This window comes from Rhodococcus olei, from assembly GCF_039540555.1.
GTDB lineage: Bacteria > Actinomycetota > Actinomycetes > Mycobacteriales > Mycobacteriaceae > Rhodococcus_G > Rhodococcus_G olei.
Genome location: NZ_BAABFB010000029.1, coordinates 325,861 through 350,406, shown reverse-complemented (window position 1 = coordinate 350,406; position 24,546 = coordinate 325,861). Strand labels below are relative to the sequence as shown.

General features: G+C 72.0%; 21 protein-coding genes and 1 riboswitch. Of the genes, 7 read left to right on the top strand and 14 right to left on the bottom strand.

Annotated features, from left to right (window positions below; translation table 11 throughout):
* Positions 1–35: 35 nt before the first annotated feature.
* Both ABD951_RS08140 and ABD951_RS08135 read left to right on the top strand, forming a co-directional pair.
* On the top strand, positions 36–1,631 hold the full coding sequence (locus ABD951_RS08140) for a succinic semialdehyde dehydrogenase (protein WP_345343427.1): 1,596 nt from the start codon (positions 36–38) through the stop codon (positions 1,629–1,631).
* 91 nt (positions 1,632–1,722) lie between these two features.
* The gene (locus ABD951_RS08135) at positions 1,723–2,553 is read left to right on the top strand and encodes an SDR family NAD(P)-dependent oxidoreductase (RefSeq protein WP_345343425.1); all 831 of its coding nucleotides are present in this window, start codon (positions 1,723–1,725) and stop codon (positions 2,551–2,553) included.
* A 73-nt stretch (positions 2,554–2,626) separates the two neighbouring features.
* On the opposite strand, the gene ABD951_RS08130 is transcribed toward ABD951_RS08135, so the two are convergent.
* The gene (locus tag ABD951_RS08130) at positions 2,627–4,384 is read right to left on the bottom strand and encodes a proline--tRNA ligase (protein ID WP_345343423.1); all 1,758 of its coding nucleotides are present in this window, start codon (positions 4,382–4,384) and stop codon (positions 2,627–2,629) included.
* A 59-nt stretch (positions 4,385–4,443) separates the two neighbouring features.
* Here ABD951_RS08130 and yaaA point away from each other — a divergent pair, with 59 nt between their 5' ends.
* Positions 4,444–5,184, top strand: coding sequence for a peroxide stress protein YaaA (gene yaaA, locus ABD951_RS08125; RefSeq protein ID WP_345343421.1), 741 nt, complete (start codon positions 4,444–4,446; stop codon positions 5,182–5,184).
* A 24-nt stretch (positions 5,185–5,208) separates the two neighbouring features.
* On the opposite strand, the gene ABD951_RS08120 is transcribed toward yaaA, so the two are convergent.
* The gene (locus ABD951_RS08120; RefSeq protein WP_345343419.1) at positions 5,209–6,042 is read right to left on the bottom strand and encodes a class I SAM-dependent methyltransferase; all 834 of its coding nucleotides are present in this window, start codon (positions 6,040–6,042) and stop codon (positions 5,209–5,211) included.
* A 47-nt stretch (positions 6,043–6,089) separates the two neighbouring features.
* Here ABD951_RS08120 and ABD951_RS08115 point away from each other — a divergent pair, with 47 nt between their 5' ends.
* Entirely contained in the window at positions 6,090–6,668 is a 579-nt protein-coding gene (locus tag ABD951_RS08115; protein WP_345343417.1) for a helix-turn-helix domain-containing protein, read from the top strand.
* 8 nt (positions 6,669–6,676) lie between these two features.
* Here the strand turns inward: ABD951_RS08115 and ABD951_RS08110 are convergent, their stop codons facing one another.
* From ABD951_RS08110 to mqo, 7 genes are all read right to left on the bottom strand, one after another.
* Complete coding sequence (locus ABD951_RS08110; RefSeq protein ID WP_345343930.1) at positions 6,677–8,080, bottom strand: MFS transporter; 1,404 nt, start codon at positions 8,078–8,080, stop codon at positions 6,677–6,679.
* A gap of 86 nt (positions 8,081–8,166) precedes the next feature.
* The gene (gene cobA / locus ABD951_RS08105; protein ID WP_345343415.1) at positions 8,167–9,381 is read right to left on the bottom strand and encodes a uroporphyrinogen-III C-methyltransferase; all 1,215 of its coding nucleotides are present in this window, start codon (positions 9,379–9,381) and stop codon (positions 8,167–8,169) included.
* A gap of 27 nt (positions 9,382–9,408) precedes the next feature.
* Positions 9,409–9,774: a cobalamin biosynthesis protein gene (locus ABD951_RS08100; RefSeq protein WP_345343413.1), complete on the bottom strand. Its 366-nt coding sequence runs from the start codon at positions 9,772–9,774 to the stop codon at positions 9,409–9,411.
* Entirely contained in the window at positions 9,767–11,176 is a 1,410-nt protein-coding gene (locus tag ABD951_RS08095) for a cobyrinic acid a,c-diamide synthase CobB (RefSeq protein ID WP_345343411.1), read from the bottom strand. Before ABD951_RS08095 ends, ABD951_RS08100 begins: the two co-directional genes overlap by 8 nt.
* Positions 11,170–11,784: a cob(I)yrinic acid a,c-diamide adenosyltransferase gene (gene cobO / locus ABD951_RS08090; RefSeq protein WP_345343409.1), complete on the bottom strand. Its 615-nt coding sequence runs from the start codon at positions 11,782–11,784 to the stop codon at positions 11,170–11,172. The genes ABD951_RS08095 and cobO overlap by 7 nt, the downstream gene beginning before the upstream one ends.
* A gap of 32 nt (positions 11,785–11,816) precedes the next feature.
* Entirely contained in the window at positions 11,817–13,712 is a 1,896-nt protein-coding gene (locus ABD951_RS08085; RefSeq protein ID WP_345343407.1) for a magnesium chelatase subunit D family protein, read from the bottom strand.
* 64 nt (positions 13,713–13,776) lie between these two features.
* A riboswitch (adenosylcobalamin (AdoCbl) riboswitch) is annotated at positions 13,777–13,901 on the bottom strand.
* A gap of 78 nt (positions 13,902–13,979) precedes the next feature.
* A complete protein-coding gene (gene mqo, locus ABD951_RS08080) occupies positions 13,980–15,521 on the bottom strand; it encodes a malate dehydrogenase (quinone) (protein ID WP_345343405.1) in 1,542 nt (513 codons plus the stop codon).
* 118 nt (positions 15,522–15,639) lie between these two features.
* Between mqo and ABD951_RS08075 the strand changes: the two genes are divergently transcribed.
* The 3 genes from ABD951_RS08075 to ABD951_RS08065 all read left to right on the top strand — a co-directional run bounded on the left by ABD951_RS08075 (position 15,640) and on the right by ABD951_RS08065 (position 19,102).
* Complete coding sequence (locus ABD951_RS08075; protein WP_345343403.1) at positions 15,640–16,647, top strand: alpha/beta hydrolase; 1,008 nt, start codon at positions 15,640–15,642, stop codon at positions 16,645–16,647.
* Positions 16,644–18,017: a mycothione reductase gene (gene mtr, locus ABD951_RS08070; protein WP_345343401.1), complete on the top strand. Its 1,374-nt coding sequence runs from the start codon at positions 16,644–16,646 to the stop codon at positions 18,015–18,017. Before ABD951_RS08075 ends, mtr begins: the two co-directional genes overlap by 4 nt.
* A gap of 446 nt (positions 18,018–18,463) precedes the next feature.
* Positions 18,464–19,102 carry a TetR/AcrR family transcriptional regulator gene (locus tag ABD951_RS08065; protein WP_345343399.1) on the top strand — a complete coding sequence of 213 codons (639 nt, stop codon included), beginning with the start codon at positions 18,464–18,466 and terminating at the stop codon, positions 19,100–19,102.
* Positions 19,103–19,120: 18 nt separating this feature from the next.
* On the opposite strand, the gene ABD951_RS08060 is transcribed toward ABD951_RS08065, so the two are convergent.
* The 5 genes from ABD951_RS08060 to ABD951_RS08040 all read right to left on the bottom strand — a co-directional run bounded on the left by ABD951_RS08060 (position 19,121) and on the right by ABD951_RS08040 (position 24,391).
* Positions 19,121–19,759, bottom strand: coding sequence for a protein-L-isoaspartate O-methyltransferase family protein (locus ABD951_RS08060; RefSeq protein WP_345343397.1), 639 nt, complete (start codon positions 19,757–19,759; stop codon positions 19,121–19,123).
* 185 nt (positions 19,760–19,944) lie between these two features.
* Positions 19,945–20,490 carry an alpha/beta hydrolase gene (locus tag ABD951_RS08055; RefSeq protein ID WP_345343395.1) on the bottom strand — a complete coding sequence of 182 codons (546 nt, stop codon included), beginning with the start codon at positions 20,488–20,490 and terminating at the stop codon, positions 19,945–19,947.
* A 48-nt stretch (positions 20,491–20,538) separates the two neighbouring features.
* Positions 20,539–22,062 (bottom strand): cobyric acid synthase, encoded by a 1,524-nt coding sequence (locus tag ABD951_RS08050; protein WP_345343393.1) that lies wholly within the window; start codon positions 22,060–22,062, stop codon positions 20,539–20,541.
* Positions 22,059–22,916, bottom strand: coding sequence for a type I methionyl aminopeptidase (gene map / locus ABD951_RS08045; protein WP_345343391.1), 858 nt, complete (start codon positions 22,914–22,916; stop codon positions 22,059–22,061). Before map ends, ABD951_RS08050 begins: the two co-directional genes overlap by 4 nt.
* A gap of 104 nt (positions 22,917–23,020) precedes the next feature.
* Entirely contained in the window at positions 23,021–24,391 is a 1,371-nt protein-coding gene (locus tag ABD951_RS08040; protein ID WP_425569809.1) for an MFS transporter, read from the bottom strand.
* Positions 24,392–24,546: the final 155 nt, after the last annotated feature.

Below are 24,546 nucleotides of genomic sequence, written 5' to 3'. Positions count from 1 at the left end.
GGATCCCCCCACTCCGAACGAGGAGACATCCTTCCGTGACGTCCGTCGGTACACCCGAGGTCGGCGATCCCCCCGCCGCCGATCATCCGCGCGCGGTCACTCCGGCCCTGATCGACGCCCTCCGCGCGCAGCTTCCCCCGTCGACCACCCGGCGAGCCGCGCGGGCACCGTTCACCGGAACCGCGCTTCCCGCTGTCCCCCAGGCAGATCCGGCCGCGGTCACCGACGTGGCGCGCTCCGCGCGGCGAGCCCAGGCGACCTGGGCGGCCGTCCCGATCCGGGAACGCGAGCGGGTCGCACGGCGCTTCGCGCGGACCCTGATCGACAACCACGACCTGCTCTGCGACCTGATGCAGTGGGAGACCGGCAAGGCCCGGGTCCACGCCGCGATCGAGGTGCAGGGGGTGATCTCGGTGGCCGCCTACTACGGCCGCACCGGCGCCGGCCACCTGCGTGAACGGCGTGCGAGCACCGCGGTGCCCGGCGTGGTCACCGCCCGGGTCGGGTATCGGCCGAAGGGCCTGGTCGGGGTGATCGCGCCGTGGAACTATCCGCTGTTCCTCGCCGTCGGCGACGTGATCCCGGCCCTCGTCGCGGGCAACGCGGTGCTGAGCAAGGCCGACTCGCAGGCGCCGTGGACACTGCTGCTGGCCCGGAAACTGGCGGTGGACGCGGGAATTCCGCCACAGGTGTGGCAGGTGGTCGCGGGCCCCGGTGCCGAGATCGGTTCGGCCGTGGTCGATGCCGTCGATCACCTCTGCTTCACCGGGTCCACCGCCACCGGACGCGGGATCGCGCGACGCTGCGCGGACCGGCTGATCGGGGCGTCCCTCGAACTGGGCGGCAAGAACCCGATGATCGTGTGCGCGGACGCCGACATCGACGCCGCGGCCACCGGCGCGGTCCAGGCCTGCTTCTCCAACGCGGGCCAGATGTGCATCGGCCTCGAACGGATCTACGTGCACGAGTCGGTGCACCCGCGATTCGTGGCGGCACTGATCGGCCGGGTCCGCCGGATGCGGCTCGGCCCCGGGTACGCGTACGACGTGGACATGGGGTCGCTGACGTCGCCGCGCCAACTCGCGACCACCACCCGGCACGTCGAGGACGCCGTCGCCAAGGGCGCGACCGTGCTGACCGGTGGCCGCGCTCGCCCGGATCTGGGACCGCTGTTCTTCGAGCCGACGGTCCTCGCCGACGTCACCGCCGACATGGCGGTGTACGCGGAGGAGACCTTCGGCCCCGTGGTGTCGGTGTACCGCGTGGCCTCCGACGACGAGGCGGTCCGGCTCGCGAACGAGGGCGAGTACGGTCTCAGCGCCAGCGTCTGGACGCGGAACCTGGAGCGGGGCAGACGAATTGCGGAACGGATCGTGGCGGGTTCGGTGAACGTCAACGACGGGTATCTGTCGGCGATCGCCGCGCTCGACGCACCGATGGGCGGGATGCGCGCCAGCGGCGTCGGACGCCGGCACGGCCGCGAGGGGATCGTCCGCTACACCGAGCCGCAGACCGTCACCGCACAGCGGGTGCCCACCGCCTACCCCGACCGTTTCCGCGCGCCACTGCTGCGCGTGCTGAACCTGCGTGCCCGCCTGACCCTGGGCCGCCGCGCCGGAGGCACTCGATGAACCCGCGCACCGCGACCGCCCTGGTCCGCAACGAAGTGGCCGCCGCCGGTGTCCCGCGCCGAACCGGCGACGAGGTGCAGGAGAGCCACGCATGAACGGTGTCGAGCTGACCGGCCGGGTGGCGGTCGTGACCGGAGGCGCCCGCGGCATCGGCCGGGCGGTCGCGGTGGCCCTGCAGGAGGCCGGGGCCAGGGTCGCGATCGGTGACGTCGACACCGACCGGGCCGCGGCGACCGCCGCCGAACTGGGCGTCCTCGCCGCCCGTCTCGACGTCACCGACCCGGTGTCCGTCGAGGCGTTCCTGGACGAGGTCGAGGGCCGGCTCGGTCCGGTCACCGTGTGGGTCAACAACGCCGGCATCATGCCGATCGGTCCGGTTCTCGAGCAGGACGACGCCGTGGTCCGTCGCGCCGTCGACGTCAACCTGCTCGGTGGGATGAACGGTGCCCGCGCCGCGGCCCGTCGCATGGTCGCGCGGGGCGGGGGGCGGATCGTGAACGTCGCGTCGATCGCGGGCCGGATGCCGGCCCCCGGCATGGCCGTGTACACGGGAACCAAGTTCGGGGTCGTCGGGTTCGGCGAGGCACTGGACGCCGAACTCGCGGGCCGGGGGGTGCGGGTGTCGACGATCCTGCCCTCGTTCACGAACACCGAGCTGATCTCGGGGACGAAGCCGGGGCCGCTGACCCGGCCGATCCCGCCGGAGCGGGTCGCCGCCACCGTGGTGACGGTGCTGCGCCGGGGCCGCAGGCAGGCGGTGGTACCGGGGCGGCTGTCGACGGGAAGCGCCGTGTGGCACCTGTTTCCGCGGCCGGTGGCCACCGCGGTGCGGCGCTGGATCGGACTGGACCGCGTCTTCCTCGAGGTCGACGCCGACCGGGCGGCGTACGAGCGACGGATCGCGGCGGACCCGGCGGACTGAAACGGGGCGCCCGCGGTGCCTGGGAGTGATGTTCACCCCGGTCGGGGTGAACATCACTCCCAGGCGGCGGCGCTCAGCTGCGGACGATCGCGAGGACCTCGTCGAGCGCGGTCTCGGCGGGCACCTCGCGGGACTCGCCGGTGAACCGGTCGCGCAGTTCGACGTTGCCGTCGGCGTAGCCGCGGCCGACGACGACGATCAGCGGGACGCCGAGCAGTTCGGAGTCCTTGAACTTCACGCCGGGCGAGGCCTTGCGGTCGTCGAGGATCACCGACAGCCCGGCCTTGTCGAGCTGCGCGGCGAGTGCCTCGGCGCCCTCGCGGGCGGCGTCGTCCTTGTTCGCGATCACCAGGTGCACGTCCGCCGGCGAGACCTCGGCCGGCCAGCGCAGGCCCTTGTCGTCGTGCTGCTGCTCGGCGATCACCGCGACGAGGCGGGAGACGCCGATGCCGTAGGAGCCCATCGTCGGACGGACCGGCTTGCCGTTCTCGCCGAGCACGTTCACCTCGAACGCGTCGGTGTACTTGCGGCCGAGCTGGAAGACGTGGCCGACCTCGATTCCGCGGGCGGCGACCAGCCGACCGGCACCGTCCGGGGACGGGTCGCCGTCGCGGACCTCGGCGGCCTCGATCGTGCCGTCGGGGGTGAAGTCGCGGCCGGCGACGAGACCGACGACGTGCTTGCCCGGCGCGTCGGCGCCGGTGATCCAGGCGGTGCCGTCCACCACGCGCGGGTCGACGAGGTAGCGAACCCCGTTGTCCAGCAGCGCCTTCGGACCGATGTAGCCCTTCACCAGGAAGGGGTTCGCGGCGAAGTCGGCCTCGGTGAGCAGCTCCACCTCGGCCGGCTCGAGCGAGGCCTCCAGCCGCTTGTCGTCCACCTCGCGGTCGCCCGGGATGCCGATGCCGAGCAGCTCCCACTCCTCGCCCGGACGCCGGGTCTTGACGACGATGTTCTTGAGGGTGTCGGCCGCGGCGACCGGACGGCCCCCGTCGAGCGTCACGCCGGCCGAGTTGGCCCAGTGCACGAGCGTGGCGATCGTCGGGGCGTCGGGGGTCTCGTGGACGACCGCCTCCGGGAGCCCGTCGAACGGGATCGGCGCCGGCGCCGGCGTGGTCACGGCCTCGACGTTGGCGGCGTACCCGGACTCGACGCAGCGGACGTAGGTGTCCTCGCCGACCTCGGACTCCGCCAGGAACTCCTCGGAGGCGCTGCCGCCCATCGCGCCGGACGTCGCGGACACGATCACGTACGACACGCCGAGACGCTGCAGGATCCGCTCGTAGGCGTCGCGGTGCGCCTGATAGGAGGCGGCCAGACCCTCGTCGGTCAGGTCGAAGGAGTAGGAGTCCTTCATCACGAACTCGCGGCCGCGCAGGATGCCTGCACGCGGACGCTCCTCGTCGCGGTACTTGGTCTGCACCTGGTAGAGGGTGACCGGGAAGTCCTTGTAGGAGTTGTACTCACCCTTGACCGTGAGTGCGAACATCTCCTCGTGGGTGGGCCCGAGCAGGTAGTCGTTGCCCTTGCGGTCCTGCAGCCGGAACAGGCCGTCGCCGTACTCGGTCCACCGGTTCGACGTCTCGTACGGGTCGCGCGGCAGCAGGGCGGGCAGCGAGATCTCCTGGGCGCCAATGGCGTCCATCTCCTCGCGGACCACGCGCTCGACCTCCCGCAGCACCCGCAGGCCCAGCGGCAGCCACGAGTACACGCCCGGCGCGATGCGACGGACGTAGCCGGCACGGACGAGCAGCTTGTGGCTCGGAACCTCGGCGTCGGCCGGGTCGTCGCGAAGCGTGCGCAGGAACAGCTGAGACAGGCGGGTGATCACGGGGTATCAGGATAGTCGGGGCGTCGGCCGTCGGCTGCGGCCCGGTACCGTTACCGCCCGTGCTGGTTCTGCTGCCCCCTTCCGAGACCAAGTCCGACGGCGGCAAGGGCGCCCCGCTCGACCTCGGGGAGCTGTCCCTGCCCAAGCTCACCGCCACCCGGGAACTGCTCGTCGACACGCTCGTCGAGCTCGCCGCGGACGTCGAGGCGTCGAGCCGGGCGCTGGGTCTGAGCGCCGGGCAGGCCGACGAGATCGCCCGCAACGCCGCGCTGTGGACCTCCCCCACCCGGCCGGCGCTCGAGCGCTACACCGGCGTGCTGTTCGACGCGCTCGACGCGCGGTCGTTCACCCGCGCGCAGAAGGCCAAGGCACTCTCGCGCCTGGCGATCGGGTCCGCGCTGTTCGGGGTCGTGCGGGCCGGCGACCCGATCCCCGCCTACCGGCTGTCGGGAGGGTCGAAGCTGCCCGGTATGGGCACCCTGCAGTCGCTGTGGAAGCCGGAGCTGGCGCCCGCGCTGGACGCCGAGGACGAGGGCCTGGTCGTGGACCTGAGGTCGGGCACCTACCAGCAGCTCGGCCCGGTGCCGGGTGCGGTGACCGCGACGGTGCTCACCGAGAAGCCGGACGGCAGCCGGTCGGTCGTCAGCCACTTCAACAAGCACCACAAGGGTCTGCTGGCCCGCGCGCTCGTCGTCTCCCGCGCCGAACCGTCCGACGTGAAGGGCGTGGCCCGCGTCGCGGCCAAGGCGGGCCTGACGGTGGAGATCGCCTCCCCCACCGAGTTCGTCATCCTGACCTGACCGCGTTCGGTCGCCCGCCCGCGCTCATCCGCGCCGGGCCGCCCAGACGGTCCGGCTGCCGCGGATCCTCAGGCCCTCGCTGTGCAACGGCGAGTCGGCGTTGCTCTCGGAGAGCAGGTGGTCGAGGGTTGCGAGGTCGCCGGCGTCCAGCTTGTCGGCGAGGAAGTCACGGACCCGAGCCAGGAACACTCGCGCGTACCGACCGTTCGTCGGCGCCGGCCGGTCGACGGCGAAGGTGCGCTGGTCGGCGACCTCGAGCCCGGCCCGCTCCAGGTGCGGCCGCCAGTCCGGGTGCGCATTCCACCCGGACTCGGACAGCACGGCGTGGCAGCGTGCCTCGAGCCCGTTGCCGAGCGAGTCGGGCAGGAACCGCGGCAACCCGTCCATCTCGACGACCACCAGGAGTCCGCCGGGGGTCAGGGTGTCCCGGACCTCGCGCAGCAGCCGGTCCGGGTCGGCGACCTCGTGCAGCGACGACGACGCCCACGCCACGTCGACCGCGCCGACCGCGGGCCACCCGGTGTCGAGGTCGGCCCGCACCAGCCGAAGCCGGTCGGCCAGTCCCCGCCCGACCGCCGCGTCGCGGACGCGGTCGAGCATCGTCTCGGACCGGTCGATCGCGACGACGTCGGCCGCGGCGAAACGCCGGGCGAGCGCCAGCGTGCCGGTGCCGGTGCCGGCACCGATGTCGGCGACCGTGCGCACCTCGTCCGGGGCGAACCGGCTCGCCCACCTCGTCACCTCGTCGAGCACCGGGCCGAGCGCCTCGGCGTCGAGGTCGAGCGTCTCGGCGAGCCCGGCATCGTCGTGCCCGTGCCCGTGCCCGTGGTGGGGGTGGTGGTGTGCGTGCTGGTGCATGACTCCAACCTAGCCGCATCATGCCGACTAGGCATACGATCTTGCCCATGACGCAAGAAGATGGTCTGGAGGACGTGATCCGCCGACGGATCCGGGGGCTGCGCCTGGCACGCGGCTGGTCGCTCGACGCCCTCGCCGCCCGCTGCCACCTGAGTCCGTCGACGCTCAGCCGCATCGAGACCGGACACCGACGGATCGCCCTCGACCAGCTGGTGCCGATCGCGCGGGCCCTCGACACGACACTCGATCAGCTCGTCGAATCGCCCGGAGACGAGGACGTGGTGATCCGCCCGCAGCCCCAGCAGCTCCGCGGCGTGACCACCTGGCTGCTCTCCCGCGAGAGCAGCCTGCAGGGCGTCACGGTCGCGAAGATGCGCATCACCCCGGACAAGCCGGCCGGACCGCTCGGGGTGCACCCGGGCCGCGAGTGGTTCACGGTCCTGTCCGGCACCGCATCGCTGCAGCTCGGCGAGCGCACCATCCTGGTCGAGGCCGGGCAGGCCGCCGAGTTCTCGACGATGGTGCCGCACCGCGTGTCCGCGCACGGTGGGCCGGTCGAGATCCTCGAGATCTTCGACCACGACGGCAAACGGGCCCACCTGCACCCGTCGGAGGACGCGGGCTGAGCCCTCCGCTACGCCTGCTGCGCGGCCTTCTCCGCGGCCTGCGCCTGCGCGACCTGCTCGGGGGTGAAGCGGATGAACAGCGCGGTGAGCGCGGCGAGCGCGGCGAGGACCGCGCACCCGAACAGCGCGAAGGTGTAGCCCTGGCCGAGCGCGTCGAGCTGCTGCGGCGTCATGTCGGCGACCGCACCGGACACGCCGCCGCGCGAGAGGGTGCGCGAGGTGGCCATCGCACCGACGACCGCGAGTCCGACCGGACCGAACAGCACCTGCGCGACCTGAGCGATCGCGGTCAGCGGTCCGATCTCGTGCGGACCGACGCCCGCGATCGCGCACAGCGGCAACGGGACGACGGCCAGCCCGACACCGAATCCGACGCCGAGGACGAGGACGAGGAGATCACCGAGATACGTCGCGGACCCGTCCAGGGTGGCGCCGTACAGCAGGCCGACGAACGTGATCAGCGCTCCGGCGACGACCAGCCAGCGCGGCTGGACGCGCACCGCGAGTTTCGATGCGACGAACGCCGCGGTACCCAGCCCGCCCGCGAACGGCACGAATGCGAGCCCGGCCCGCAGCGGGGTGAAGCCGAGGACGTCCTGGACGAACAACGCCACGAACGGGGCCAGGCTGAACATCACCATGCCGATGAACGCGATCGCGACGAACGTCGCGACCCGGTCCCGATTCCGGAACAACGAGAACGGCAGCAGCGGGTTCTCGGCGCGCCGCTCGACCACCAGGAACGCGGCCAGCAGGGCGGCGCCGCCGACCAGCCCGGCGAGAACCGCCGGAGAACCCCATCCCATCTCGGGCCCTTCGGTGAACCCGAACACGACGGCGGTGCAGCCGAGGGTCGCCAGGACCGCACCCGGCACGTCCAGCTGCAGACGCTCACCGGCGGTCTCGGTGAGCGCACCGAAGGCCAGCGCCAGGATCGCCAGCCCGATCGGCACGTTGATCAGGAAGATCCACCGCCACGACACCTCGGTCAACGCGCCACCGACGATCAGGCCGGTCACCGACCCGACCCCGGTCATCGCGGCGAAGATCGCGATCGCCTGGTTGCGCACCGGCCCCGGCGCGAACGTCGTCGCGACCAGCGCCATCGCGGTCGGCGAGGCGATCGCCGCCCCGACGCCCTGGAACGCCCGTGCGGCGACCAGCATGCCCTCGTTCATCGCGAGTCCGCACAGCAGCGAGGCGACGGTGAACAGGGCGACGCCGCCGATGAAGACCCGCTTGCGCCCGAACGCGTCGCCGAGCCGGCCGCCGAGCAGCATCAACCCGCCGAACGTGAGGGCGTAGGAGGTGATCACCCAGTTGCGGCCCGAGTCGCTGAGCCCGAGGTCCTCCTGGATGCGGGCGAGCGCGAGCGAGGCCACCGTGCCGTCGAGCACCATCATCAGCTGCATGCCGCTGAGCACGACGATGGCGAGACCGAACGCCCGCGTGGTGACCGGGTACTTCACGGCAGTGGAGTCAGACACGGCCACCCACGCTACCGATCGCCCAGCGAGAAGCCCGCCACCGGACCGACGACGATGATCGCGGGCGGGCGGATGTTCTCCTCCCGCACCCGCGCGGCGACGGTCCCCAGGTCGGCGCGCAGTTCCCGCTGCGATCGGGTGGTGCCCTCCTGGACCACCGTGACCGGGGTGCCGGCGGGCCGGCCGCCGTCGACGAGCGCGGCCGCGAACTTCTCGATCCGTTCGACCCCCATCAGGATCACGATCGTGCCCCGCAACTTCGCCAGCGCCGGCCAGTCGGTCAGCGAGTCGGGGTGGTCGGGGGCGACGTGGCCGCTGACCACGACGAACTCGTGGGTGACACCGCGGTGCGTGACCGGGATCCCGGCCGCGGACGGGACCGCGATGGCGCTGGTGATGCCCGGGACGACCGTGACCGGCACCCCGGCCTCGGCGCACGCCTCGAGCTCCTCGTACCCGCGGCCGAACACGAACGGGTCACCGCCCTTGAGCCGGACCACGAACTTGCCGGCCTTCGCGTTCTCGATCAGCGCGGTGTTGATCGCCTCCTGGGCCATCGCCCGGCCGTACGGGATCTTCGCGGCGTCGATCACCTCCACCTGCGGGCCGAGTTCGGCGAGCAGTTCCGGCGGCGCGAGCCGGTCGGCGACGACGACGTCGGCGCGGGCGAGCAGGCGCCGGCCACGGACGGAGATCAGGTCGGGATCACCGGGACCGCCGCCGACAAGCGCGACGCCGGGTGCGTGCGGTTCGTCGTCGGTGAGGGTGCCGGCCTGCAGGGCCTCGACGATCGCGGTGCGCACCGCCGCCGAGCGCCGGTGCGCACCGCCGGCCAAGACCCCGACCTCGAGCCCGTCGAACGAGGCACTGGCCGGGGTGACGGCGGTGCCCAGCTTCGCGTTGTCGGCGCGGACGCAGAAGATCCGCCGACCCTCGGCCTCCGCGACGACCGCCGCGTTCGTGTCCGGTTCGTCGGTGCAGGCGATCGCGTACCAGGCGCCGTCGAGGTCGCCGTCGGCGTAGTCCCGCAGCTCCGCGGTGACCTGCCCGCCGGTGACCATGCCCTCCACGGCGGGGGTGACGGTCCGGGCGATCACGTGGACCCGGGCACCCGACGCCACGAGCAGGCCGAGGCGGCGTTGGGCCACGGTGCCACCGCCGACCACGACCACCTTGCGGCCGGCCAGGTTCAGACCGACGAGATAGTTCGTCTCGTCTGCTGCCACTGCACTTCTCCTTCGTCGGTCTGTGGGTTACCAAACAGTACGGGCGACCGCGACGGTGACGCCATCGCGGGCACGCTTGCGGACCAGCAGGTCACCCCCACCGGATCCGAGCACCGCCGCGGCCTCCGCCACGCTCGGCGTGCCGACCTCCGCCGCGACGCGGCCGGACGGCGTCGGGACCTCGACGCCCGCGAGTTCGGTCGCGGCGTAGCCGAGCACCGGCACCCCGAGTTCGGCGGCCGCGCTCGCCACCGACGACTCGGTCGCCTTGCGGTCGAGGGTGGCGAGCGCGCGGAGATCCGCCGGGTCGTCGACGACGGCGCTGATCGCGTCGAGCACGGCGTCGGGTCCGACACCGTCGCGCAGCCCGACACCCACCACGAGGTCAGCCATTCTTGATCTCGAATTCCCTTGCCGCGGCGACGAACCGGCGGATCGAAGCGGGGTGACCCGCCGGGTGGGTGTGCAGGTACGACGCGTGCACACCACCGCCGACGAAACCCTCGCGGGTGGCGACGCCGCCCACGCGCCACCCCCACGCCGGATCCCACCCGTCCACGGCCCGCTCGCCCAGCGCGGTGCGATGGAACTCGTGACCCGCCACCCGGTCCCCGGCCTCGAACAACACCGACGGCGCCAGCGCGACCGCCTCCCGGTAGCCGAGGGTCAGGGTGGACCCGAAGCTCGCCTCGACGTCGATCACCCGGGTCATCCGGTGTCCGTCGAGCGCGGCCGTGAGATAGAGCAGACCGGCGCACTCGGCGTGGATCGGCAGACCGCGACGGGCGAGCTGCCGCACCGACGTCAGCAGCACGCTGTTCGCGGCCAGCGCCGCGGCATGCTCCTCCGGGAAGCCGCCCGGCAGCACCAGACCCGACACCCCGTCCGGCAGCTCGTCGGTGGCGGGGTCGAACACGTGGACGCGGGCCCCGGCCGCTTCGAGCAGTTCGCGGTGCTCGGCGTACCCGAACGTGAACGCGGCCCCACCCGCGACCGCCACGACCGGGCCGGACGCGGCCGCACCGTCACGGCGGCCCCCGACCTCGACGACCGGATCCCAGGCCGGCGCGGTGACCGCCGACGACGCCAGCGTCCGGACCGCGGCCAGGTCGACGTGCCGGGCGATCAGCTCGGTCATCGCGGCGACCGCGGCGGTCGCGGCGCCGCCGTGCTCGACGGCCGTGACCAGTCCGAGGTGCCGCGACGGCACGGCCAGCTCGGCCAGCCGCGGGACGACACCGAGAACCGGGACGCCGACCTTCTCGCACGCCTGTCGCAGCACCTGCTCGTGCCGGGCGCTGCCGACCCGGTTGAGGATCACCCCGCCGATGCGCACGTCGCGATCGAACGTGGCGAAGCCGTGCAGGACCGCGGCGAGCGACTGGCTGTGTCCGCGCGCGTCGACGACCAGCACCACCGGCGCTCCGAGCAGGCCGGCCACCTGCGCGGTGGAACCCTCGGCAGCGCCCCACGCGCCGTCGACCCCTGCCGCCGAATCGGCGATCTTGCCGTCGAACAGGCCCATCACGCCCTCGACGACGGCGATGTCGCAGCCCGCGCTGCCGTGCCGGTACAGCGGCCCGATCCGGTCGGCGCCGACGAGCACCGGGTCCAGGTTGCGGCCGACCCGGCCCGCCGCCAGGCCGTGGTAGCCGGGGTCGATGTAGTCCGGACCGACCTTGAACGGTGCCACCCGGTCACCCGACGCGCGCAGCGCGCCGATCAAACCCGTTGCGATCGTGGTCTTTCCGCTGCCCGATGCCGGCGCGGCGATCACGACGGCGGGAGTCACCACTCGATGCCCCGCTGTCCCTTGCGGCCGGCGTCCATCGGGTGCTTGATCTTCGTCATCTCGGTGACCAGGTCGGCGGCGTCGAGCAGCGCCTGCGGCGCGTCCCGGCCGGTGATCACCACGTGCTGGGCTCCGGGCCGGTTCACCAGGACGTCGACCACCTCGTCGACGTCGACCCAGCCCCACTTGAGCGGGTACGTGAACTCGTCGAGGACGTAGAACTTGTGTTCCTCGTTCGCGATTCGGCGCGCCACCTCGTGCCAGCCGTCGAGCGCGACGCGGGCGTGGTCCTCGTCCTCGCCCTTCTTGCGGGTCCACGACCAGCCGTCGCCCATCTTGTGCCACTGCACGGCCCCCCCGACGCCGGTGGCGGCGTGCAGGTCGCCGAGCGCCCGAAACGCGGCCTCCTCCCCGACCTTCCACTTCGCGGACTTGACGAACTGGAACACACCGATGTCGAATCCCTGGTTCCACGCCCGCAGGGCCATCCCGAACGCGGCGGTGGACTTGCCCTTGCCGGGGCCGGTGTGCACGGCGAGGACCGGCGCGTTGCGCCGCTGCCGGGTGGTCAGGCCGTCGTCGGGAACGTTCTCGGGAATCCCCTTGGGCATGGCTGAGTTCCTCTCCTCGGAGCGACGTCGGGTCAGGCGGCGGCGCGGACGACGCCGGCGACCTGTTCGGCGGACAGTTCGGCGAGCCGGATGCACGCCCCGCGCAGCGCCCGGGCGAGGTCCGCGGCCAACCCGAGCCGCACCATCCCGCTCTCGCAGTCGACGACGACCGACGCGACCGACGCGTCGGCGAGCAGGCCGGCCGCGACCCGCGCGCGGTGCACGGGGTCGGTGCCGCCGGTGGCGCGACCGTCGGTGAGGGTCACGACCATCGCGCGCCGCTGCGGGTCGCGCACCCGCTCCCGTAGCACCACCTCGCGGGCCTTCAGGAAGCCCTGCGCAAGCGGACTCTTGCCGCCGGTACGCAGCGACCGCAGTCGCCGCACCGCCACGTCGACCGACGACGTCGGCGGCAGCACCAGGTCGGCGGACGCACCCCGGACCGTGATCACCGCGACCTTGTCGCGCCGCTGGTAGGCGTCGCGCAGCAACGACACGACGGCACCCGTGACGGCGGACAGCCGGTCGCGGGCGGCCATCGAGCCGGACGCGTCGACGACGAACACGATCAGGTTGCCCTCGCGGCCCTCCTTCACCGCGCCGCGGATGTCGCCGGGCGCCAACACCATTCGGCCGTCGCGGCGACCCCGCGCGACCTGGTGTTCGGCGGCCGCGAACAGGGTGCCGACGAGGTGCAGGCCGCGTCCGGGTTCGGTCGTGGCCCGCACGGTCCGGCCCTGCGGGGACCGCGAGCGCGACCGCCGGCCGGGAGCGCCCTCACCGACGCCGGGGACGGTGAGCAGCCGGGTGCGGAACTGCGCGGAGGGCGACCCGACGGGGCGTTCCTTCGCCGGGCCGGGACCGGACGGGTCGGTGGCCTCGGGCTCGGCCCGTTCACCCGTGGCGGCGTCGGTGCCGTCGGACCCCGGCGGCGGCGCGCCGCCGCCGGGACCGTCCGGGTCGGGATCGGGGTCGGGTTCCGGCTGCTGCCGCGCCTGCTCGTCGGCGTCGCGCATCGCGTCGTCGAGCTGCTGCGGGTCGAGCCCCGGCTCGTCGAACGGGTCCCGGCGGCGGCGGTGCGGCAGCGTCAGCTCGGCCGCGACCCGGACGTCCTCCTCGCCGACCTCGGCCGCGCCGCGCCACGCGGCATGCGCGGTGGCGGTGCGGGCGAGGACCAGGTCCGCGCGCATGCCGTCGACGTCGAACGATGCGCACAGTGCGGCGATGCGGCGCAGCTCGCGGTCCGGCAGCGCGACTCCCGGCAGCGCGGCGCGGGCGGCGGCGATGCGGGCGGCGGTCGCGGCGTCGGCATCGGCGTGCCGCGCGGCGAACCCGGCGGGGTCCGCTTCGAAGTCCAGGCGACGGCGCACCACCTGCATGCGGACGTCGACGTCCCGGGACGCAGCGACGTCGACGGCCAGACCGAACCGGTCGAGCAGCTGCGGGCGGAGCTCCCCCTCCTCCGGGTTCATCGTCCCGACAAGCACGAAGCGGGCGGGGTGGCTGTGCGAGACGCCGTCGCGTTCGACGTGGACGCGGCCCATCGCCGCGGCGTCGAGCAGCACGTCCACCAGGTGGTCGTGCAGCAGATTCACCTCGTCGACGTACAGGACACCGTCGTGGGCGGCGGCCAGCAGTCCGGGCTGGAACGCCCGCTCCCCGTCGCGCAGCACCTTCTCCAGGTCCAGGGAGCCGACGACCCGGTCCTCGGTCGCACCGACCGGCAACTCGACCAGCCGGGCCCGGGTCCCACCCGACGTCGGCGGCAGCAGCGCCGCGAGGGCCCGCACCACCGTGGACTTGGCGGTGCCCTTCTCGCCGCGGACCAGCACACCCCCGATGCCGGGGTGGACCGCGCACAACACCAGCGCCAGCCGCAGCTGATCCTGACCGACGATCGCACTGAACGGGAATCCCGGTTCCCTCACCGAATCCTGCTGCACCACAGCGTCGTTCCCCTCACTCCCCGGTTTCCGCGCCGGGGGTCGGCCGTTCCTCCCCCCACCGCGGCGATCTGACTTCCGGTCGCGGCGGGCGGTGCCTGCGGCCGTCACAGTGGCGGGACCGTGCCTGATTCGCACAGGACTTCCCCGCGGCGGGGAACACAATGTTCGAGGCGAACTCTATCCCCCGACACGACACCGGCCGCCACCTGGCCCGGGTGGGCAGGTGGCGGCCGGTGAGCGGGCCGGGAATCAGGCGGTGGCGGCGGTGGCGACCACGGCGGGCTCCTCGAGCTCCAGCACGCGGTTGCTCCAGTCCCACACCTCGCGGAACAGGGACTCGTTGTCCGACAGCTTCAGGCCCAGCGAGGGCACCATCTGCTTGAGCTGCGGCTCCCACGACGACCAGCGGTCGCCGAAGCAGCGCTGCAGGACGTCGAGCATCGCGGGGACCGCGGTGGACGCGCCCGGGGAGGCACCGAGCAGGCCGGCGATGGTGCCGTCGGCGGCGCTGATGACCGCGGTGCCGAACTCGAGGACGCCGCCGCTGCCCTTCTTGCGGATGACCTGGACGCGCTGGCCCGCGGTGATCAGCTCCCAGTCGCCGGCGGTGGCGCGGGGCACGAACTCACGCAGGGTCTCGATGCGGTCCGCGGGCGACTGCAGGAGCTCGCCGATGAGGTACTTGGTCAGACCCAGCTCGGTGAGGCCGACACCGAGCATCGACAGGAGGTTGTTGGGCTTGACGGAACCGGGCAGGTCGGTGACCTTGCCCTGCTTGAGGAACTTGGGCGACCAGCCCGCGTACGGGCCGAACAGCAGGCCCTGCTGTCCGTTGATCACGCGGGTGTCGAGGTGCGGAACCGACATCGGGGGCGCGCCGACCGCGGCCTTGCCGTACACCTTGGCGCGGTGCTGCGCGATGAGCTCCGGGTTGGTACAGCGCAGGAACTGGCCGCTGACCGGGAAGCCACCGAAGCCCTTGGCCTCCGCGATGCCGGACTTCTGCAGCAGGTGCAGCGCGCCGCCGCCGGCGCCGACGAACACGAACTTCGCGTTGACCGTCTTCTTGTCGCCGGTGCGCTGGTTGACGACCTTGAGGGTCCAGCTGCCGTCGGACTGCTTGGACACGTTCCGCACCTCGTGACCGAAGTACACGCTGCCACCGGACGCGCCGATGTGTCCGAGGAACTGCTTGGTCAGGGCGCCGAAGTCGACGTCGGTGCCGCCGTCCGTCCAGTTCAGGGCGACCGGGTCCGAGAAGTCACGGCCCTTGGCCATCAACGGCAGCCGCTTGGCGAACTCGTCGGGTCGCTCGGTGTACTCCATGCCGGCGAACAGCGGGTGGCCGGCGAGTGCGTCGTAGCGGGCCCGCAGGTACTTCACGTTCTCGGCCCCGTGCACGAAGCTGACGTGCGGGATCGGGTTGACGAACTCCTTGGGCTCGGTCAGGATGCCGTTCTCGATCGCGTACGACCAGAACTGCCGCGAGACCTGGAACTGCTCGTTGACGTTGATCGCCTTGGCGATGTCGACGGAGCCGTCCTTGTTCTCGGGCGTGTAGTTGAGCTCGCACAGCGCCGAGTGACCGGTGCCGGCGTTGTTCCACGGGTCGCTGCTCTCGGCAGCGGCCGCGTCGAGGCGCTCGAACACGCTGATCGACCAATCCGGCTGAAGCTGCCGGAGGATCGCCCCGAGGGTGGCGCTCATGATGCCCGCACCCACGAGCACTACATCGGTCTTGGTCTGTACCGCGGTGTTGTCTGACACTGGAAAATCGACTTCCTTGTCCATTGGCAGCGGCAGTCTCGCCGACTGCACGGATAGGTTACCCGCGCGTATGTGCGGGGTTGACCTCGCCTCAATTGTGCGCCACGGAAACCGCTCCGAATACACACTACGATTGTGATCTGTGACTACCTGGGCACCCGACCTCCTCGGTGACGGATACGAGCAGACGACGTTGACGCTCGGAGAGGACCCCGACGGGGAGGGCGAGATCGTCGCCACCCTGGTCCGGCACCGCCCCGCGGGCGCGGTCCCGGGCCGCCGTGCGGTCCTCTACGTGCACGGATTCACCGACTACTTCTTCCAGACCCACGTCGCCGAGCACTTCCGCGACCAGGGCTACGACTTCTTCGCGCTCGACCTGCGCAAGTGCGGGCGGTCCCGGCGGCCGGGCCAGACGCCGCACTTCGTGACGGATCTCGCACTGTACGACGCGGAGCTGGACTGGGCCCTGGAGACGGTCCGTGACCAGGTCGGGGGCGGACCGGTGCTGCTGACCGCCCACTCGACGGGCGGCCTGATCCTGCCGATGTGGCTGGACCGGGTGAACCGGCGTCCCGGTGGCGCCGCCGGCGCGGGTGTGACCGGGTTGATCCTCAACAGCCCGTGGTTCGACCTGCAGGGCCCGTCCTACGTGCGCACCCTCGGCACCGTCGCGATCCGCACCGTCGGACGGGTCAAGGACAAACTCGAACTCAAGCAACCGCCGATCGACGTGTACGGCCGCACCCTGCACCGCGACCACGGCGGCGAGTGGGACTACGACCTCGAGTGGAAACCGTTGCGCGGCTTCGGTGTCACGTTCGGCTGGCTGCGGGCGATCCGGCGGGCGCAGGCGGTCCTGCACCGCGGACTCGACATCGGAGTGCCGTCGCTCGTCCTGCGGTCGAAGGCGACGCACTACTCCGTGCGGTACACCGAGAAGTCGGAGGTCGCGGACCTCGTCCTCGACGTAAAGCAGATCGCCCGCTGGGCCGGCTGCCTCGGCGACCGCACCACGATCGTCCCGATCGAGGGCGCCCGACACGACGTGTTCCTGTCCCGGGAGGTGCCGCGGAAGCAGGCGTTCGACGAGGTCGACCAGTGGCTGGCGTGGCTGGAGGGGCAGGGCGTCCCGGAGCTCGGCGCATGACCCGGCACTTCGACCTGGCGATCATCGGATCCGGTTCCGGCAACACCATTCTCGACGACCGCTTCGCCGACATGCGGGTGGCGATCTGCGAGGGCGGCACGTTCGGTGGCACCTGCCTGAACGTCGGGTGCATCCCGACGAAGATGTTCGTCTACGCCGCCGAGGTTGCACGGACGGTCCGCGAGGCCGCCGATTTCGGCATCGACGCACGGATCGAGAAGGTCCGCTGGCCCGACATCGTGAGCCGGGTGTTCGACCGGATCGACCCGATCTCGGAGGGCGGGGAGCGCTACCGGCGCGACGAGAACCCGAACACCACCTTGTTCTCCGGCTACGCGACGTTCGTCGGACCCAGGACGATCCGCACCGGGACCGGGGAGGTGATCACCGCGGGCCAGGTGGTGATCGCGGCGGGCTCGCGGCCGATCATCCCGGACGAGGTCGCTCGCAGCGGGGCCCCGTACGTCACCAACGACGACATCATGCGACTGCCGGACCTGCCCGGGCACCTGGTGATCGTGGGCAGTGGTTTCATCGCGTCCGAGTTCGCGCACGTCTTCTCCGCGCTCGGAAGCAGGGTGTCGATCATCGGCCGCGGCGAGCGTCTGCTGCGTGACCTCGAGACCGACGTCTCGCAGCGGTTCACCGACGTGGCGCGCGCCAAATGGGATGTGCACCTGGGCAACCCGGTCGCGGAGGTGCGCGGAGACGCCGCGCGCGTGGAGGTGGCACTCGCCGACGGCACCGTCGTCGCCGGCGACACCCTGCTCGTCGCGACCGGACGGGTCCCGAACGGCGACCGGCTCGATGCCCACACCGCTGGCGTGGAGGTCGACGACCAGGGCCGGGTGGTCGTCGACGAATTCCAGCGCACCACCGCCGAGGGCGTGTTCGCGCTCGGTGACGTGTCGTCACCGCACCAACTCAAGCACGTCGCGAACCACGAGGCGCGGGTGGTGCAGGAGAACCTGCTGCGCGACGCCTGGCGCGGTGACGCCGACCTGGTGCGCACCGATCACCGGTTCGTGCCTGCGGCCGTGTTCACGGACCCGCAGATCGCCTCGGTCGGGTTGACCGAGGCGCAGGCCCGCGAACGGGGCCTGAACGTCGGGGTGAAGGTGCAGCGCTACGCGGACGTCGCGTACGGCTGGGCGATGGAGGACGACGAGGGCCTGTGCAAGGTGATCGCCGACCGTGACACCGGCCGACTCGTCGGCGCGCACATCATCGGAGCGCAGGCGTCGACGCTGATCCAGCCGCTGATCCAGGCGATGAGCTTCGGGCTGCCCGCCCGAGAGATGGCGTTGGGCCAGTACTGGATTCACCCGGCACTGACCGAGGTCGTGGAGAACGCCCTGCTCGGACTGTAGGCACGCCGAGTGACCGTCTCCGCGGTCACTCGGCGGCGCTTGCCGACAGGCTCAGCGACCGCACGGCGGCGGCGGGCCCCTTCCCCCACAGCAGAGCGGCCTTGCTCGGTACCGCGGCCCGAAGCCGTGCAGGAGTACGAAGCGCGGTACGGCCGGTACCACGCCGACGATCACCTCGCGTTCCGCCGGGGTGACGCCGTCGGTCCAGGGTTCGGGTACCGGTTGCTCCCGTCGGCCACCCCTCCGCCTCGACCTCCTCGGATCGACTCCGGCAGGTCCGTGCTCCCCCGGACCGGAAGTGGCGTGAATGTCGAATTCACCGCGGAAACCGGTGCCATGCAACGGATCACGATGCACTATCCGGACCCGACGCCCGTTGCGCGATCGACTGGGACGAGGCCCAAATTCGGTACAATGCCGTTGCACCTAAAAGTGTTGGACTGGCCGTGACCGAAGTCAAGAGGCGATACGACGCGACGCGCCGACGCCAGCGCGCACGCGACAACCGGCGCGCCGTCGTCGCTGCGGCCCGGGAGTTGTTCGAGCGCGACGGCTTCCGACCGACGACCCTGGCCGCGGTCGCCGACCACGCGGGCGTCTCGGTGAAGGGGCTCTACAAGTACTTCGGAAGCAAAGCGGAGCTGGCCAAGGCGGTGTTCGACCACGTCATCGCCGGCGACGACGAACCCGTGCCGGTCGCCGAACGACCCGAGCAGATCGCCGTGCGCGCCGAGCCCGACGTGCGCCGCAAGATCGAACTCTTCGTCCGGGGTCTGGCACGACGCCAGGACCGCTCGGCGCGGGTCCAACGGTTGATTCGCGACGGTCGCCACGTCGACGACTCACTCGTCGCCGTGTGGGACCAATTGAGCAACGAGGCCCTGGTCGGCGCCACGATCATCGGCCGCCAGCTGCTGGACACCGGGCAACTCCGCGACGGCATCGACCTCGACGAAGTTCGCGACGTGCTGTGGAACTACATGGCGATCGACACCTACGATCGGCTGGTCGTCGCCCGGGGCTGGGCGCTCGAGCGCTACTCGGCCTGGGTTGGCAGGGCGGTCATCGCGGCGATCTGCGACTGAGCCGGACGCGGCGACGGTTCAGGACCGATAGCCGTATCGGCCGCGCAGGCGGACAAACCTGGCCAGGGTGAGGACCTTTCGTCGTTCCAGCCCACCCTCGGTGCGTTCGAAGAGCACCACCTCCTCGTGGCCGCCGGGCCCGATCGGCTGCACGAGCCGGCCGCCGACCCGCAGCTGGTGGACCAGAGGCTCGGGCACCTCGGGGAAGGCGGCCGAGACGAGGACCCCGTCGTATGGGGCGTGCTCGGGCACACCGACACCACCGTCCCCGACCAGGAGTTCGACGTTGCGGATGCCCTGCCGGTCGAGGCTTGCCCGCGCCTGCTCGGTCATGTCGGGCCACCACTCGATGCTCACCACATCCGCGGCCAGCCGGGCCAGCAGCGCGGTCTGGAATCCCAGCCCGGTGCCGACCTCGAGCACGTGTTCGTCGCCCGTCAGGGCGAGGCCGTCGAGCATGCGGGCGGACAGCGAGGGCTGCGTGGTCACCTGGTCGTGGCTGATGCGCACCGGCTCGTCGAGGTATGCCGACGCGACGTGGATGCGCGGGACGAAGTCCGCCCGGGGGGTCAGCCGGAGCGCGTCGAGCACGCGCTCGTCGCCGACTCCGGCCGCGCGCGCGGCGCGAATCAGATCCTCGGGTCCTCGGGGAGCCATGACGTCAACGATCCTCCGCCGGTCGACCGCCGGCGTGGAGGCGAGTCGTCAGCGTCGGTGTGCGGTGGCGGTGGTCAGCCGGGCAGGTCGAGCCGGTAGCGGAGGTACCGCTCGGTACGTAGGGGTGCGCCCGCAGACGCGACTCGAGCGCGCCCGAGTCCGTACGTACCACGACGCGGAGGGCGTCACCACATGCTGGTGCGAAGCGAGATCTCGGTCGCGAACGCGGCCGCCGCGTCGCGGGGCACCGATTCGACCCCGCCGAGCTCGACGACCCGGAAGTCGGAGTAGCAGTGCCGGCCGCTCGCGTCGGCGTCGGCGCGGGCGTCTGGCCCGCCGACGAGCAGGGTGGACGGGATCTCCACGGACGGGCAGTCGCCACCGGCGACCGCGGGATGCGGACTGTCGGCGACGACGAGACTCTTGAACCGGCCGAAGGTGCGGGCGGCGGCCTCCCAGGCGAGTGCCGCACCCTCCCGATCGCCGGCGAGATTCACGTAGCTGAGCCCGAGCCCGTCGAGCAGGGTGAGCAGCGCGGCGACGTCGAGGCCGTCGATGGTGTCGGGTACCACCGTGCGCAGGTCCGAGTCGTGCAGCCGTTCACACACGGCGTCGTAGACGGAGCCGTCCTCCCCCGCGCCGGGCAGCAGCACGACCACGTGGGCGCTCTCGGGACCCGCGACCCGAACCGGGTAGACGACCTCCCCGACCGACACTTCCGTCAACTCCATGAGTCCGGACGGTACACGGCAGCGGCGCCGCCGCGGCGACAAGCGCGGTCACACGGCCGCGAAGCCCGCCGCGATCACCGGCAGGCCCGCCGGGGCACCGCCGTTGATCAGCGCCTCCACCGCGTCGAGGTCGAGGTGCCGCTCGACGAGGTCGGCGAGCAGGTCGAGCTGGGCGGCGCGTTCGGCGGCGACCGAGGTGTCGGGCGCGACGGCGAAATCGCGTCCGGTTGCCGTGGCGATCCGGGTCAGCAGCCGACGCCGGTAGTCGTCGGACTCGAGCAGTCCGTGCCAGTGGGTGCCGAACACCGAGCCGCACACGCTGCCCTCCGGTGTCCCGTCGTCGTGGCGGAGCAGCGGGTCGTCGCCGCTGCGCACCACGCGCCCGTGATGGATCTCGTAGCCGGACACCGCGATCCCGTCCGCGGTGCCCGTCGCCCGGCGCAGCACCTTGTCGGCGGCGAACTCGATGTCGAGGTCGAGCAGGCCGAGCCCGTCCACCGCGCCGGCACCGGACTCGACGTCGTCGGCGATCCGCCGGCCGAGCATCTGGTAGCCGCCGCAGATCCCCAGGACGGGCCGGCCCGCCGCCGCCCGGGCGGCCAACTCGTCCGCCAGGCCCGTCCGGCGCAGCCACGCCAGGTCCGACACCGTGGCCTTGCTGCCCGGCACCACCACCAGGTCGGCGTCGGCGAGCCGCGACGGCTCGGTCGCCCAGTGCACCGACACCCCGGGCTCGCACGCGAGGGCCTCGACGTCGGTCGCGTTCGACACCCGCGGCAGCCGAATCGCGGCCACCCGCAACCACTCCCGGCCGCGGGGCGGGGCGGGGCGGCCGACCGGGGCGTCGGGTGTCGTGGACAGCGAGTCCTCCGCGTCGATCCACAGGCCCTCGGCGAACGGGACCACCCCGAGCGTGGGGCGACCGGTCAGGTCCCTCAGCTGCCGCAGGCCCGGTTCGAGCAGCGCGACGTCGCCGCGGAACTTGTTGACGACGAACCCGGCGATCAGCGCCTGGTCTCCGGGATCGAGGACGGCGACCGTGCCGAACAGGTGCGCGAGCACTCCCCCGCGGTCGATGTCGCCGACGACGAGGACCGGCAGGTCGGCGGCCCGGGCGAGTCCCATGTTCGCCAGGTCCGTGGCGCGGAGGTTGATCTCGGCGGGCGAACCCGCGCCCTCGCAGATCACGACGTCGAATTCGTCTCGCAGCGAAGCGAGTTCGTCGGCGACGACGCCGCGCAGCCACTCCCGGTGGGTGATGTAGTCGCGGGCGCCGACGGAGGCGACGGCCCGGCCGCGGACCACCAGCTGCGAGGTGCGGTCGCCGCCCGGCTTCAGCAGGACCGGGTTGAACCGGACACTCGGCTCGAGCCCGCACGCGCGCGCCTGCAGCGCCTGCGCGCGGCCGATCTCCCCGCCGTCGAGGGTGACGACGGAGTTGTTGGACATGTTCTGCGCCTTGAACGGCGCCACCGACACTCCGCGGCGGGCCAGCAGCCGGCACAGCCCGGCGACGAGCACGCTCTTGCCGGCGTCCGAGGTCGTCCCGGCGACGAGGAGCGACCCCCTCACGGCAGGGTCAGGATGTCCACGCCCGTCTCGGTGACGACGATCGTGTGCTCGAACTGCGCGGTCCACTTCCGGTCCCGGGTGACGACGGTCCAGTTGTCGTCCCAGATTTCGTAGTCGACGGTGCCGAGGTTGATCATCGGCTCGATCGTGAACACCATCCCGGGTTCGATGATCGTGTCGACGTTCGGCTGGTCGTAGTGCAGGATCACCAGACCGTTGTGGAAGGTCTCGCCGATGCCGTGGCCGGTGAAGTCGCGGACCACGCCGTACCCGAATCGGTTGGCGTACGACTCGATGACCCGGCCGATCACGTTCAGTTCGCGCCCCGGCTTGACCGCCTTGATCGCGCGCGCGGTGGCCTCGCGGGTCCGTTCGACGAGCAGCCGGTGTTCCTCGGAGACGTCGCCGGCGAGGAACGTGGCGTTGGTGTCACCGTGCACGCCGTCGATGTAGGCGGTGACGTCGATGTTGACGATGTCACCGTCCTGGACCACCGTGGAGTCCGGGATGCCGTGGCAGATCACCTCGTTCAGCGAGGTGCAGCACGACTTCGGGAAGTCCTTGTAGCCCAGCGTCGACGGGTACGCGCCGTGGTCGATCATGTACTCGTGCGCGATCCGGTCGAGCTCGTCGGTGGTGACGCCGGGTGCGACGGCCCTGCCTGCCTCCTGCAGGGCCTGCGCCGCGATCTTGCCGGCCAACCGCATCTTCTCGATGGTCTCCGGGGTCTGCACCCACGGCTCGTTGCCCTCCCGGACGGTGGGCTTCCACGCGTACTCGGGGCGCTCGATCGTCGCGGGGACGGCCAGGGTCGGCGAGACGGTTCCGGGGACGAGGGGTGCGCGCACAGACATGGGATCAGGCTACGCGCCGCGACCCCGCGGGCCGGGACGAGCCCGGCGGGTGTCCGCTCGGTGCGGAGGGCCGCCGGGCCCGGACCCTCTCGCGGGTCGTACGGTCAGCCCCGTGCGGGGGCCAGCTCCTCGCCGGCGGCCGCCGGCGGGGCGGCCGGAGCCGGCCGGCGCGACGGAATGCACGCGGCGACCGCGGCGGCGACGAGCGCGACACCGCAGCCGATCAGCAGGCCTGTCCGGAAGCCGTTCTCGGTGGGCAGCGTGTAGTTGCCGACCTGGACGCTCATCTGGGCGAGCACGACGCCGACGACGGCCGCGGCGATCGAGGTGCCGAGGGAGCGCGCGAGTGTGTTGAACGCGTTGGCGGCGGCCGTCTCCGAGTGCGGGACCGCGCCCATGATCAGGGCGGGCATCGCACCGTATGCGAAACCGGTGCCGGCACCGCAGATGGCAGCGACGATCATCAGGCCGAAGGCCGAGCCCATCAACAGCATCGACGAGCCGTAGCCGAGCGCGATGATCAGGGCACCGACGATCAGGGTGGTCTTGGGACCCCGGGCCGAGGAGAGCTTCGCGCCGACGGGGGCCAGGCCCATCATCACCAGACCGCCGGGCGCCATCCACAGGCCCATGGCCAGCATCGACTGGCCGAGCCCGTATCCGGTGGACTCGGGAAGCTGCAACAGCTGCGGCAGGATCAGCGACTGCGCGTACATGGCGAATCCGACGACCAGACCGGCGACGTTGGTCAGCAGGACCTGCGGCCGCGCCGTGGTGCGGAGGTCGACCAGCGGATCGGCGGTGCGCAGTTCCCACCAGATCCAGGCGAGCAGGACGATCACGGCCGCGGCGAACAGCCCCAGGGTGGTGCCGCTGGTCCAGCCCCAGACCGCGCCCTTCGAGACGGGGAGCAGCAGGCAGACCAGGCCGACGGCGAGGCCGCCCGCACCGACCGGATCGAAGGTGCCCGCGTCCGGGTCCACCGGGGTGGCGGGCACGAACTTCCAGATCAGCAGCGTGATCGCGACACTCAGCGCGGCTGCGCCCCAGAACAGCACTCGCCAGCTGGCGTGCTGGGCGACGGCCGCGGCGAGCGGCAGCCCGAGTGCGCCACCGATGCCCATCGACGCACTCATCAGCGCGATCGACGAGTTCAGTCGCTCGACGGGCAGCAGGTCACGCAGGGCACTGATGCCGAGCGGGATCAGGCCCATACCCATGCCCTGCAGGGCGCGACCGGCGATCATCGGCAGCACGGAGCTCGCGACCGCGCAGGTCACCGAACCGGCGATCAGCGGAACCGTGCAGATCAGCAGCATGCGACGCTTGCCGTACAGGTCGCCGAGGCGCCCGGTGATCGGGACGCACACCGCGCCGGCGACCAGCGTCGCGGTGATGATCCACGACGCGTTCGACGCGGTGGTGTCCAGCAGGCGAGGCAGGTCGCCGATCAGCGGCACCACGAGGGTCTGCATCAGTGCGGCCACGATGCCGGTGAACGCCAGCACCCCGACCAGACCGTTGGGGTTGACGACAGGTTTTCGCTCCACGGGCGTGCGCCCTCCACCACGTTTGTCAGGGCGTCACGACCGACGCCGGATGTGTGCCATACACAGCAGTTGCACAATAC

Excerpts from the sequence above, each read along its gene's own strand:
- ABD951_RS08135 (WP_345343425.1), top strand. The coding sequence starts at position 1,723 with ATGAACGGTGTCGAGCTGACCGGCCGGGTGGCGGTCGTGACCGGAGGC.
- ABD951_RS08120 (WP_345343419.1), bottom strand. The coding sequence starts at position 6,042 with ATGCACCAGCACGCACACCACCACCCCCACCACGGGCACGGGCACGGG.
- ABD951_RS08115 (WP_345343417.1), top strand. The coding sequence starts at position 6,090 with ATGACGCAAGAAGATGGTCTGGAGGACGTGATCCGCCGACGGATCCGG.
- ABD951_RS08110 (WP_345343930.1), bottom strand. The coding sequence starts at position 8,080 with ATGCAGCTGATGATGGTGCTCGACGGCACGGTGGCCTCGCTCGCGCTC.
- ABD951_RS08100 (WP_345343413.1), bottom strand. The coding sequence starts at position 9,774 with ATGGCTGACCTCGTGGTGGGTGTCGGGCTGCGCGACGGTGTCGGACCC.
- cobO (WP_345343409.1), bottom strand. The coding sequence starts at position 11,784 with ATGCCCAAGGGGATTCCCGAGAACGTTCCCGACGACGGCCTGACCACC.
- mqo (WP_345343405.1), bottom strand. The coding sequence starts at position 15,521 with ATGGACAAGGAAGTCGATTTTCCAGTGTCAGACAACACCGCGGTACAG.
- mtr (WP_345343401.1), top strand. The coding sequence starts at position 16,644 with ATGACCCGGCACTTCGACCTGGCGATCATCGGATCCGGTTCCGGCAAC.
- ABD951_RS08060 (WP_345343397.1), bottom strand. The coding sequence starts at position 19,759 with ATGGCTCCCCGAGGACCCGAGGATCTGATTCGCGCCGCGCGCGCGGCC.
- ABD951_RS08055 (WP_345343395.1), bottom strand. The coding sequence starts at position 20,490 with ATGGAGTTGACGGAAGTGTCGGTCGGGGAGGTCGTCTACCCGGTTCGG.
- map (WP_345343391.1), bottom strand. The coding sequence starts at position 22,916 with ATGTCTGTGCGCGCACCCCTCGTCCCCGGAACCGTCTCGCCGACCCTG.
- ABD951_RS08040 (WP_425569809.1), bottom strand. The coding sequence starts at position 24,391 with ATGCAGACCCTCGTGGTGCCGCTGATCGGCGACCTGCCTCGCCTGCTG.